Genomic DNA, 12,564 nt, shown 5'->3' on the forward strand with positions numbered 1-12,564 from the left:
CTCCAGTGCCAATACTGTGGCACTGGACTTACCTTGCGCCCTTTGTGGAAAGCTTCTCAAGGAAATATACAATAGCATAGCCTACAATCATCAAACCGACAGCTTCCCAAATCAATTGGTTCGGCATGATGTTGGTCTCAACGAGGGGTTTTACAATACCATGGCTATCCGTGTAAGTTTCGATTGTTTCTTTCCACGGCCAGACTTTATTCAGTGAGCCTAACATAAAGCCTGCCAATACGGATATCGTGATGTCGTGGAACTTGCGAAGGGCAAAGGACAAAATCCTTGAAAAGCTGGTAATACCGATGACCGCCCCACAAATAAAAACGAGCATGACCGATATGTTGAATGTCTTTACCGCTTCCATGATATAGAAGTATTTCCCCAGCAAAACCAGAATAAAACTACCGGAAATTCCCGGTAATATCATGGCACAGATAGCGATTGCCCCGCAGAGAAAGATAAAAAACAAATTACTCGGGGTCTCCGCCGGTGTTGCTACCGTTATATAAAAAGCGATTGCGATGCCGATTATATAACTAAGTACGGTTTTCCAGTTCCATTTTCTAATATCTTTCGATACAAACCAAGTCGAAGCAAGTACCAACCCGAAAAAGAATGACCAAACTAAAATAGGATGGTCTGTCAACAGCCAGGTAATTATTTTTGCCAGTGAAAAAATACTGATTCCTATGCCTCCAACTATCGATAGCAGAAAGTTAGCGTTGATAGCTTTCCAGAAAGCGGCTATTTTCCCGGATAATAACAGTTTTAGGCTGCTTCCGTTGATGCTTTTGATGGAATCAATCAATTCTTCGTAGATACCTACAATAAAAGCGATTGTACCGCCGGATACACCGGGAACGACATCTGCCGCTCCCATACCCATGCCTTTCAAAATCAATAGGCCATAGTCTTTTAGATTTCTGTGCATTTTTAATTCTTGTTATCTTTGTTTTTGAGGAATTCTTTTGTTAAATCTTCAGGAGCGATATGTTTCCGGGTTTCTTCCACAAGGTCCTTGAAGTTTATTCCGGACTTTTCCAGATAATCGATTAATTCTTTAGGGGAAGTCTGGCTATAATGTTCTTCGAAATGTTGCATATCTCCTTTTGCCAGGTAGGCCATTGCCAGATGAAGGTGTATATAGGGCATATCAGGATGTACTTCGAATACCTTAGTGTAGTATTCAATAGCTTTATCTATTTCGCCCTTCATATAAAGATACCGTCCGGCATGGAAAAGACTTTCAAAATCTTCTGTTTTCTTTTCATCCGATTCGTCGAGTGCGAAAAATAAACGGTCCGTTATTTCCATTGCTTCCTTGTCACAGCCTTGTTCGATATATGCTAATGCCAATAATGAGAGGATGCGGATATTATTCGGATATAGTTCGTAAGCCTTGAGGAGCATTTTGGACGCTTCCTCGTTGTATCCCATTTCTGCACAACTGCGGATATAGGTGATGTAAGTATTGACATCTTCAAGTTTGCCTTTCTTCGTGACTATATCTGTTAATAATGTATATGCTTTTGGATAGTCTTCCAGCTTGATGTAACATTCGGCAAGAAGCGGAATGATACGTTGGCTGTTTTCCTCGTTTATGGGGATTTCGTTATAGACTTCGATAGCCTTTTCATAATTTTCATTCATGTAAAGGCAAAAAGCTTTCAATATTTTGATTTCGTCTTCCGAATCATCGCAGGTAAGGGCAAAGTCGAATGCTTCGATTGCTTTTTCGTATTCTGCATTCATAGAGTAGAGGCGTCCTAATGTGGACCAATAGTCGTATGAATAGGGATTTTTGTCAATTAATTCGTTGCAGATTTCAATAGCTTGTTTAGTATAACCTTCAACTTCAAGAACAAAACATAACTCATCTTTCAAAACCAGGTTTTTAGGGAAAAGCTTTAGGCCACGCGTTATATAATCTTGGGCTTCTTTGTACATTTCCGCATCGTTCAGGATAGGAGAGATATATTCGAATATGGATTCCAGGTAGTTGCATCCATCATGGATAAGTTTCTCGGTATATTCGATTGCTTGGTCATAAGCGTCCAGCATGCAATAACATTCCAGACGCAGAATATCCAAATCCATATTTTCGGTTTCAGCTATCGTTTCAATCAGGGCTAATGCACTCTCGTATTCCTCTTCGTAGATAAAAAACTTGCATTTCCTAATTTGTAAATCAGTATTACCGGGATGAAGTCTTAGCCCGAGGGCCAAGACTTCTTCATAGTAAGTATAATCTTCAGATTCTTCAAAACTGTCCAATAGCTCGTCTATCTCATCGGCATCGAAGTAGGCATCTTTTCCTTCCTTATGGCTAGATAGGTAGCGTTGCAACAGACGTAAAATCTCTTCTTTCTTCATTCTTCTCACATTGATTTATTACTGAGTTTGCTCCAAGTGTCTTTGAGGGACACGGTACGGTTGAATATCAGCTTTTCGGGAGTAGAGTCCCGGTCCACATTGAAATAGCCGATACGCTGGAATTGCAAGTAATCGAGTGGCTTGGCGTTAGCCAGATGCTTTTCGACGTAACAACCATTTAACACTTTTAACGAGTCCGGATTGATAATTTCTTTCATCGCTTCGAGTGCGGAACAGTTTTTAGCTTCGCGGATGGCTGCCAGCTCGTCGCGCGGGTTTTCCACCTTCCAGAGACGATCGTACAGGCGTACTTCTGCGGGCAGGCAATGTGCACAGCTTAACCAGTGTAATGTGCCTTTTACCTTACGGTTACTATCGGGCATGCCACTTTTGGTATTCGGGTCGTATTCACAGTAGATTTCAACCACTTCTCCTGCATCATTCTTCTTACATCCTGTGCATTTTACAATATATGCGTTTTTCAAGCGTACTTCCTGACCCGGTGTCATGCGGAAGAATTTCTTCGGGGCATCTTCCATGAAATCATCTTTTTCTATCCATAATTCACGGCTGAATTCGATGGTGTGTGTACCGGCTGTTTCATCTTCGGGATTATTGATTGCTACCATTTCTTCAACCTGTCCTTCCGGATAGTTCGTGATGATTAGTTTAACCGGATTGAGTACGGCGGAAACACGAGTGGAACGTATGTTCAAGTCTTCACGGACAGCACTTTCCAACAATGCAAATTCATTCAACGCATCATAGGTCGTATAGCCGATTTTATCGATGAACTTATGGATAGCTTCCGGTGAGTAGCCACGGCGGCGGAAACCGCAGATAGTCGGCATACGCGGATCATCCCATCCGTCTACCAATCCCTCTTTTACCAGCGTGAGCAGATTACGTTTGCTCATCAGGGTATAACTTAGATTCAACTTATTGAACTCTGTCTGGCGCGGACGGTTGTCGTTCAGGTCTTTTTCCTCTTTCAGCCAGTCGATAAAGAGGTCGTAAAGAGGACGATGTACGACAAATTCCAACGTACAAAGCGAGTGGGTGACACCTTCGAAATAATCGCTTTGTCCGTGGGCGAAATCGTACATCGGATAAGCTTTCCATTTATCTCCGGTACGGTGATGCGGGGTTTTAATGATGCGATAGATAATCGGGTCGCGGAAGTGCATGTTGGGGTTGGCCATATCAATCTTGGCACGCAGTACCATTGAGCCTTCTTCCAGTTCGCCACTGTTCATTTTATGGAACAGCATCAAGTTTTCCTCTATCGGGCGGTCGCGATACGGGCTGTTGATGCCGGCTTGTGTCGGAGTCCCTTTCTGGGCTGCGATTTGTTCGGAAGTTTGTTCGTCGATATATGCTTTTCCTTCTTTGATTAACTGGATGGCAAAATCCCAGAGCTGTTGAAAATAGTCGGAGGCATAATATATATTGTCCCAATGGTATCCCAGCCATTCAATATCTTCTTTGATGGCATCCACATATTCCATGTCTTCTTTCACCGGGTTGGTATCGTCAAAGCGAAGGTTACAAATGCCGCCATGTTTTTCGGCAATGCCGAAATCCATGCAGATAGCTTTTGCATGTCCGATGTGGAGATAACCGTTTGGCTCGGGCGGGAAACGAGTTTGCACACGTCCTCCGTTCTTACCTTCTTCCAAGTCTTTCTCGACCATCGCTTCGATGAAGTTCAGGCTTTTTTTGCCTTCTTCTTCGTTTGTTTTGATATCGCTCATATTTCTCTTATAATGTTGTTTCTTTTAGGGTGACAAAGGTATGTATTTAATTGCAATTACTGAAATATCCGGATTGGGTATTATATTTCCGTAACCAATTACAGATGGAACGGTATAAATTTGTGGTTGTATCTTTATTTATTAGCTGTTTACGGTTAATCAAAAAGGATGGATTTGTTTGGTAAATGCCGGACAATTCTTAAATTTGTACGTTTAGAGACAGATAGGCTAATGTAAATGATTGCTTAAATTTAATGCTAAAAGTATGAGGTGTAAATTATTATTCAGTTTAGCGTTGGGGATTGTGGGTGTTTTTTCTCAGGCGCAAGAGTTCAAACTTAGTCCTTCCGGTTATTTCCAGAATAAAGGAGTAGACGTGATGGCCTTTGATGATATATATCCGGAAGGGCATCAGGGGGGTGTTTGTCTAATCATGCACGGTCATCGGGTAGCGACGAACGGAGATATCCGGTTGGAAGCTACGCCGGGGCAATGGCAACCCGTACCTATCCAGAGAGACCGGAAAGCAGATGTTTCGTCGAATCAAATTACTGCCTGGTTGAGCTATCCGGATTCCTCCCGCCACATGACCGGATTCAATCCTATGATTTATCCGGATTTGCAGTTTAATTATACGGTGCATGTGAAAGGAGAGGGTGGTTCGATTATCGTGACTGTCGACTTGGACCGTCCTGTCCCTGAGGATTTTATCGGTAAAGTGGGGTTCAATTTAGAGTTATTCCCGGGTGCTTTGTTTGGGAAACCTTGGATTATGGATAATGAAAGTGGTATTTTCCCGCAGCAACCCAATGGCCCTACCATTGAAGTGCAAGCGAAGCATAAGCATCAGGGAAATTATAATCAGTATGACTCCCCAAGCGGAAGGGTGGCGGATGTGAAGGTTTTAGCCGGAACCGGCGGCTATAACCCTATTATTGCAGATGATATAATCTCGGCTCCTTATGCAGTGGGTCGCCGGTTTACGGTTCGGCCGGACGATTCCTACAACCGTTTTACAATCGAGTCCAAGACTTCCGAGTTAAAACTATATGACGGCCGGATGAATCATAATAACGGATGGTTTGTTGTGCGAAGCGAGGTTCCTGCAGGAGCAACAAAAGGGGCTATCCAATGGGTTATCACTCCTAATGTGGTAAACGATTGGCTTTACCAACCTGTAATCCAGACTTCCCAAATCGGTTATCATCCGGCTCAACCCAAGACAGCGGTAATAGAATTGGATAAACGGGATGCACAGCGGTTATCCGCCGATTTATATAAAATCACACCGGATGGGGCCAAACTGGTTCTTACTTCCAAGCCTGCGGATTGGGGACAGTTTCTTCGTTACAACTATCTGAAATTTGATTTTTCCGACGTGAAAGAAGAGGGATTGTACGAAGTCCGTTATGGTGAATCCGTGTCATCTGTTTTCCGTATCGCTAAAAATATATACGACAGGGGCGTTTGGCAACCGGTGTTGGAGTATTTCTTGCCGGTCCAAATGTGTCATATGCGTGTGAATGAGAAATATAGGGTCTGGCATGATTTCTGTCACATGGATGATGCCCGGATGGCTCCGACGTTGAATCATATAGATGGATATGCACAAGGTTCCTCTACCATGACCAAATATAAACCGGGAGATGTTGTTCCCGGACTGAATATCGGCGGATGGCATGATGCGGGAGATTTCGACCTTCGCGTGGAATCGCAAAGTGGGGAGGCTTATATTTTGGCCTTGGCTTATGAGGCTTTTAATGAGAATTACGATGCTACATCTATCGACCAGACGAAAAGGATTACAGAAATTCACCAGCCGGACGGTAAACCTGATATGTTGCAGCAGGTGGAGAATGGTGCTTTGACGGTAGTTGGTGGTTATCGTGCTTTGGGACGCTTATACAGAGGCATTATTTGTAATGACCTGCGGCAATATGTCCTGTTAGGGGATGCGGGTGCGATGACTGATAATATTATAGGGAATAAGGATGACCGTTGGGTATTTACAGAGGATAATCCTTCCCGTGAATTGAGTACGGCAGCCCATTTGGCAGCAATCTCCCGGGTATTGAAGAATTTTAACGATACGTTAAGCGTGCAATCTTTGGAGGCAGCCCGTGCATTGTTTGATGTTACTCGTGAGGAGTCCTATTCAAAAGGGGCTAAAATACAAGCAGCAGTCGAATTATTCTTGACTACGGGAGAGGCCCGTTATAAGGATTATTTGCTGAAGGAACAGAAATATATCGTAGAGAATATCGGTCGTTTCGGATGGTTTTTAGGACGTGCGGATGCAAAAATGAATAATGCGGAATTTTCTAAAGCGGTGCGTGGAGCTTTGGCCTCGTTCACGACAGAATTGGATAAGCAAGGAGGAGAGACTCCTTATGGAATACCTTACCGTCCTCATATCTGGGGAGCCGGATGGGATATTCAGTCATTCGGGTATCGTCATTATTTCTTGTATAAGAGCTATCCGGATTTGTTCGGTCCCGAGTATATTTATAATGCATTGAATTTTGTGTTGGGATGCCATCCCGGTTCGAATACGGCTTCCTTTGCTTCAGGTGTTGGAGCTGTCTCTGCAACAGTCGGTTATGGCTTGAATCGTGCGGATTGGTCTTATATTCCGGGAGGTGTGATTTCGGGTACGGCTTTGATTCGTCCGGACTTCCCGGAATTGTTGACTTTCCCGTTCTTATGGCAGCAAACTGAATATGTACTGGGAGGCGGTTCTTCTCATTACATGTTCCTCGTTCTTGCCGCTCGTCAGATATTGGAAGGGAAATAATTGATGAAAACAGATATGGAAAGGAGCTGTCTACGGCAAATAGGCAGCTCCTTTTACTTTATCCGGGATTTATCAGCTTAATCCTTCAATTAATCCGTCTACAATATCGATACGTTTTGCCTGCGGATCTTTCGGAAGTCCCGGCATACGCATGATTTCACCCATGATAACGACTATCATTTCGGCTCCATTGTTGATGATGATGTCGCGTACTTTCAGTTCGAAATCCTTCGTCACTCCGTAAGCTTTCGGGTCGGATGAGAACGAATATTGTGTTTTGGCAATACAGATAGGATAGTGGGAGATACCCAGACTATCGATTTGTTTGATTTTCTTATCGGCTAAGGTTGTATAAACAACGGAGGCAGCACCATAAATGTCCGTGGCTACTTTTTTGATTTTCGTACGGATGGATTCATGGTCGGAATAGATATATTTGAGAGGAGCCGACGGTTTCTTCTCAATTGTGTCTACTACCAGTTTGGCTAATTCAACACCCCCTTCACCGCCGTCTGCAAATACACTGTTCATGGCAAAGCCGACTCCCAGTTCGCGGCAATGTTCGGCAACCAGAGCAATCTCTTCGTCCGTATCGGTCGCAAAACGATTGAAGGTGACGATTATTTCCTGTCCGAAACGTTTCATGTTTTCCACATGTTTATCCAAGTTGGCAAAACCGTTTCGCAGACCTTCTATGTTTTGTTCTTTGATTTTGTTTTCAGGCACACCTCCATGAAGTTTCAGGCTTTGTGCCGTAGCAACAATAACTGTCAGCTTTGGGAGTAAACCGGCTTTCCGGCATTTTATGTCGAAGAATTTTTCAGCTCCCAAATCCGCACCGAACCCGGCTTCCGTAATGACATAATCACCGTAGGTCAGTGCCATTTTAGTTGCGAGGATGGAATTGCAACCATGTGCAATGTTGGCAAACGGACCGCCGTGTACAAAGGCAGGTGTATTTTCCGTTGTCTGTACCAGGTTGGGGAGGAGAGCATCTTTCAGAAGTACGGTGATAGCTCCGGCCACTCCCAAATCATTTACGGTAAACGGCTTGTCCTCATACGTATAGCCCAGCAGAATATTACCGACACGGCGTTTCAAATCCTCCAAGTCTGTCGCCAAACAAAGAATGGCCATGATTTCAGAGGCCGGTGTAATATCGAAACCTGTTTCCGTAGGTATGCCATTAGCTGTCCCCCCAAGCCCGGAAACAATGTTACGCAAACTGCGGTCGTTGACGTCCAATACACGTTTCCATTTGATTTCTTTCAGTCCTTCACATGTATTACGAGTCTGATAAATATAATTATCCAACAAAGCTGTAATCATATTGTGTGCGGAAGTAACAGCATGGAAATCACCTGTAAAATGCAGATTGATATTTTCCATGGGTAAAACTTGCGAATAACCACCTCCGGCAGCTCCCCCTTTCATTCCGAAACATGGTCCGAGTGACGGTTCGCGTAAAGCGACTACGGCATTTTTCCCTATTTTATTTAATCCGAGGGCCAGACCGATGGAGACAGTTGTCTTTCCGATACCTGCTTTTGTCGGGGTAATGGCTGTTACAAGAATGAGATTGTGTTGTTTGATTTTTGCTTCATCAATCAAATGGAGAGGTATTTTGGCAATATATCTGCCATAGTTTTGTACTTCTTCGCGTGGGATTCCGAGCTTTGTCGCAATTTCTTTTATTTTACGCAGAGAGACTTCTCTTGCAATTTCTATGTCCGATTTCATGCTTTATGTAAGTTTTATAAGGAAACAAAAGTAAATAAATTTCTATATTATAACAAAATGCAAGGTTGTATAGTTGTGTGACTCTGAATAGAGGGTAAAACTTGTAACAGTTTGGCAAATGATATAAAAAGAGAGCTTTGACTGTTTATTTGTAATGCTTATATGATGTTTTGTTGTGTTTTTGCTAACTGGACTTGACAAAATGTGCGCATTTAGTAATCTTTTGTCTTAAAGAATTATAAAATAATACATATATCTGTTGTGGTGTGATAATTTGATTAATTTTGCATCGTGATTATGATAAAATGAAATCGATATTAAGGTTTCGTGTGATAAAAAGAAAGCATAAAACAATAATAACAACTCTGTAGTACTTTAAGAAGGAGATATGGATTATGTCAACAGTCAGATTTAGTTTAGTAGGAATTGCGGCAAAAGTGTTTGAAACGGAAACATGGTTAAAAATGGTATCAGAATGTTTCGGGACCCGTTCGGTTGTTAAGGAAAACTGTTCAGACGAGCAGGAAACGAAATGGGAGACTACCTTGAAGCGTCAGCAGCAGGAAGCTCATTCACTATGCCATCAGGTGATTCATCAACTAATTCCGCAGGCTGGTGCTTGTCAAATGGCAATGTTAGACGCTATCTCTCAAGCGAGTACGGTTTATGCTCCCGATGAGGCTGAGATTATTTTCTATGAAGGGAATAAGATGATGGAAGAGATTAGCGGCCATATCGCCGGTATACTTTATAATACCCGTAAAGTGCGTGAAGCTAACCGTAATACCGGTAAAATGAAGGATGCTCATTTGAAAGCAGTGATGTATCATAATTCCGTGATGCCGTATTTGGACACACTTCGTTTCCATATTGACAGATTGAATGAGATAATATGTCTGGCATGATGTTTTGAAGTGTTGGATTTCCCCTTTTCATTTTATTTAGACAATCTTTCTCACTCATGTAAATCGTCACAAATTTGGCGTTCGCTTTCAGGTCTTGTTCCTTTTGCTGTCCTGTTTTTAGGGATATTCAGTAAATGTTTCTATTTTATATAAAATGAAGAGTAAACCAATCTTTCACTAGTCTTTACTCTTCATTTTTTATACTTTTATCCTTTTTCCGCCCCAAATAGTTTAGTAGGGATATCCCTAAAGTAAACTTATGCTATTCGGGAGGATAGGCGGCATTCATCAATGTACTCCATGACATATGAGATTGTCCGAGTCCTTCGATTCTACTATTTTTGAGAGCTTCCTTTGTATGAGGCATCTCCAGACCCATACGATCGTGAAAATGATGATAAGCTCGTTCGTAAATCGGAGAATATTTTCCTCTGCCTTTGGGGGATATTTCCGGTCCGAATACTTTTTCCCCTTTATAGTTTGTATATTGTACATAAGGAACTTCTGCTCCGGATAGATACTGGGCTGTATATTCGTATCCGGCAGCCAAACGGTTGTTGTACGCTCCGTAAAGATTGAATCCTTGTTTCCAAGCAATTTCGGCTGCTGCGCTTAAAAAGCCAAGCCCCATTTGTGTGTGGAACTGGTCGCGTCCGCTTTCTTGGCATTGTCCGTTGGGCATAAAGTAATAGGCAATGGATCCGTTCGAATTTCCCTTGAGAAGATGTTCGTATGCTCTGTCGAAAATATCATGCCGGTCAAGGTAGATCCCTATGCATAACATCGTTTGTCCGATGGCCGCATCCCAATTTCCGTTATAGCTTGGTTGAAAATCCTGGATAACCGGATACCATATATTCAATATCATGGACTCAAATACTTTTTGTTCTTTTTCGGGCCAGCCTTTGTAGGTGTGTTTTATTATTTCTGCAGCATTGAGATAATGAATACCTGCCATTCCTATCAGCAGTTTGCGATCTCCCATGGTTATGGAATCGAGTGCTTGTGACCAGCCGTTTATAATTTCTATCGCTTTTTCTGCATAAGTAGGGTCGTCCAAGACAATCCATTGAAGGGCCATTGTATAAGCTGCGGCTCCATCTTTCATGAAAGCCGTGGCTCCAATGTCGGGTTTATTATAAGGACCGCGTGCTACGTGGTTTTGCGGTGCCATTTTATACGATCGTTGAGCAGCCGGCGATTCACGTAATTCATTCCATGCCGATATCCAGGGTTCTGTCTTTGCATTTACTTTTTCTTTCAAAAAGTTTAGTTCGGATGAGGAATGCAACATTCCCGGATGTATGAATGTTCGTTTGGCCAACGGATGTTTGTCATTCCGTTTAAAATGAAACATCAATGCCCGGGAACCGTTAAATTTGAATCGAAATTTTCCCGAAATATTTTTGGCTATCTGCTTTTCTGTTTTTGTTATTGCATCATAAGATTTCACGTTCCATCGCCGTGAGGTAATTGTGCTGTTAACGATTCTTCGGATGAACTGCATGCAACAAGATATTCGTATCCGGGATATTCCATTATTCGTATTCGAGATCCATGATTTCCCTTAATAATGAAGTCGGTATTCATAATTTCAACCGGAGCCATTTCCCAGAATGAAATATTTTTATCTATTATTTCTCTAAACCATTTAATGTTGTCGGATGCAGTATGTTCTTCCGGGTTAAAGTTCCCGGAAAAATAGTGCCCGTCTTTATTTGCGGGTTTGTATCCGGTTGAAGCATAACCTCCTCCCATGAAAGCTCCTGTAAAGGCCTCAATAACATCTTGTTCTGTCCATCCGTCTCCTTTACCCTGGTAAGCAAGCTCATCGTTTACAACAGGATGGTTACTTCCTCCCTGATGATAATTCCAAATAATTTTATCCGCACTTTTATCGAGTTTTTTTAGTTTGGATTGAACTATTACATGATCGAACCAAGAAGTGGATGAATTTAATTTTTTATTCCAATCGGCTACGGCATGAACACTTACGGGAGTGTTATATGGTAAGTATTTGTGAATTGTTTTTCCAAATTTAATAATCTCTTCGGGTTTATACAATGGTTTTTTGATGTCGAACTCGTTCGACAAGCAAATCCATACATTAGGATAGCTGCCATAGCGTGCGGCAATATATTTTAAAAAAGGAGTTGCATCTGCATTATTTTTACCGGCTTTCAATACCGATCTTGACATTTCCGTATCGGGGCCGTTTAGAATCAAGTCTGCAATCAAATCTTTTTCATATGCCGTATTTATGGCTAGATCCACTCTATTGTAAAACCATTCCGGATTGGGGCGATATGAATAATTCCCATCATCTGTCGGTTTTCCGTATTTATCCAGAAAAGGTTTGGATACCGGATTGGGATATCTGTCTGCCGTAACGGCAAAGCGGATCTTTTTATAGTACGGACTATTATTCAATATATCGTCTTTTATTGTGCAGCCTGTTGGTTTATCTTTATAGAATTCCGACAGAAATGTATACATAGTATTTCCTGTTATGTATGGATGAGATCCATCGCTTCGTTTATACCAACGGTGTCCGGAACTCATGGCATCGACTATCCAAAAACCTGGATTTTTTGATGTAACAGCCTGGACTGTTAACCCTACATGTTGTCCTTGCAATTTTTTATCGTTGGAAGATACGCGCATGAGGATCCATTCGCCTTTTTTATCCGGACAAAATCGTGTTTTAAAACAGTTTCCTACAGGTGAACCTTTTCCGTTACCGTCATAAAATCCGTAAATTTCTATGGTTTCGCGACTTTGTGTATGTTGCCAGACTGTCACCAACTCTATGTCCCGGACTGGGTTTGATTCTATTGAATAATGTTCGCCTTGAAAAGTTACTTCATATACAGACCAAACCGGAATTTCAGCTGCAAAAATCCGATGATCATGATAAAGTATTATTAATAAGCTTATAATAAGCATGGGTCTTAATGCCGTTGTGAGGTTGATGCGTTTTTTCATGTGATTT

General features: G+C 42.1%; 8 protein-coding genes. 2 read left to right on the forward strand and 6 right to left on the reverse strand.

Annotated elements, in window-relative coordinates:
* Window positions 1-28: 28 nt before the first annotated feature.
* From DW103_RS00240 to DW103_RS00250, 3 genes are read right to left on the reverse strand one after another with little or no spacing between them, the layout of a single operon-like run.
* Window positions 29-937, reverse strand: coding sequence for a DUF368 domain-containing protein (locus DW103_RS00240; RefSeq protein ID WP_122273666.1), 909 nt, complete (start codon window positions 935-937; stop codon window positions 29-31).
* 2 nt (window positions 938-939) lie between these two features.
* Window positions 940-2,379 (reverse strand): CDC27 family protein, encoded by a 1,440-nt coding sequence (locus DW103_RS00245; RefSeq protein ID WP_122273667.1) that lies wholly within the window; start codon window positions 2,377-2,379, stop codon window positions 940-942.
* A gap of 5 nt (window positions 2,380-2,384) precedes the next feature.
* Window positions 2,385-4,133: a glutamine--tRNA ligase/YqeY domain fusion protein gene (locus tag DW103_RS00250; protein ID WP_122273668.1), complete on the reverse strand. Its 1,749-nt coding sequence runs from the start codon at window positions 4,131-4,133 to the stop codon at window positions 2,385-2,387.
* Between the two features lie 265 nt (window positions 4,134-4,398).
* Between DW103_RS00250 and DW103_RS00255 the strand changes: the two genes are divergently transcribed.
* Window positions 4,399-6,927 (forward strand): glycoside hydrolase family 9 protein, encoded by a 2,529-nt coding sequence (locus DW103_RS00255; protein WP_122273939.1) that lies wholly within the window; start codon window positions 4,399-4,401, stop codon window positions 6,925-6,927.
* A gap of 72 nt (window positions 6,928-6,999) precedes the next feature.
* Here DW103_RS00255 and DW103_RS00260 read toward each other — a convergent pair whose 3' ends face one another.
* Entirely contained in the window at window positions 7,000-8,667 is a 1,668-nt protein-coding gene (locus DW103_RS00260; RefSeq protein WP_122273669.1) for a formate--tetrahydrofolate ligase, read from the reverse strand.
* Between the two features lie 395 nt (window positions 8,668-9,062).
* Here DW103_RS00260 and DW103_RS00265 point away from each other — a divergent pair, with 395 nt between their 5' ends.
* A complete protein-coding gene (locus DW103_RS00265; RefSeq protein WP_122273670.1) occupies window positions 9,063-9,572 on the forward strand; it encodes a glutamine synthetase in 510 nt (169 codons plus the stop codon).
* 262 nt (window positions 9,573-9,834) lie between these two features.
* Here the strand turns inward: DW103_RS00265 and DW103_RS00270 are convergent, their stop codons facing one another.
* Together DW103_RS00270 and DW103_RS00275 are read right to left on the reverse strand one after the other, a co-directional pair.
* On the reverse strand, window positions 9,835-10,929 hold the full coding sequence (locus tag DW103_RS00270) for an alginate lyase family protein (RefSeq protein ID WP_122273940.1): 1,095 nt from the start codon (window positions 10,927-10,929) through the stop codon (window positions 9,835-9,837).
* Between the two features lie 92 nt (window positions 10,930-11,021).
* Window positions 11,022-12,557: a DUF5060 domain-containing protein gene (locus DW103_RS00275; RefSeq protein WP_122273671.1), complete on the reverse strand. Its 1,536-nt coding sequence runs from the start codon at window positions 12,555-12,557 to the stop codon at window positions 11,022-11,024.
* Window positions 12,558-12,564: the final 7 nt, after the last annotated feature.

It is taken from the genome of Parabacteroides sp. AM08-6 (genome assembly GCF_003473295.1).
Taxonomy (GTDB): Bacteria; Bacteroidota; Bacteroidia; order Bacteroidales; family Tannerellaceae; genus Parabacteroides.

Bases quoted from the DNA above. Each gene is read 5' to 3' on its own strand.
- DW103_RS00260 (WP_122273669.1), bottom strand. From the start codon at position 8,667: ATGAAATCGGACATAGAAATTGCAAGAGAAGTCTCTCTGCGTAAAATA.
- DW103_RS00255 (WP_122273939.1), top strand. From the start codon at position 4,399: ATGAGGTGTAAATTATTATTCAGTTTAGCGTTGGGGATTGTGGGTGTT.
- DW103_RS00275 (WP_122273671.1), bottom strand. From the start codon at position 12,557: ATGAAAAAACGCATCAACCTCACAACGGCATTAAGACCCATGCTTATT.
- DW103_RS00270 (WP_122273940.1), bottom strand. From the start codon at position 10,929: ATGTTTCATTTTAAACGGAATGACAAACATCCGTTGGCCAAACGAACA.
- DW103_RS00245 (WP_122273667.1), bottom strand. From the start codon at position 2,379: ATGAAGAAAGAAGAGATTTTACGTCTGTTGCAACGCTACCTATCTAGC.
- DW103_RS00250 (WP_122273668.1), bottom strand. From the start codon at position 4,133: ATGAGCGATATCAAAACAAACGAAGAAGAAGGCAAAAAAAGCCTGAAC.
- DW103_RS00265 (WP_122273670.1), top strand. From the start codon at position 9,063: ATGTCAACAGTCAGATTTAGTTTAGTAGGAATTGCGGCAAAAGTGTTT.
- DW103_RS00240 (WP_122273666.1), bottom strand. From the start codon at position 937: ATGCACAGAAATCTAAAAGACTATGGCCTATTGATTTTGAAAGGCATG.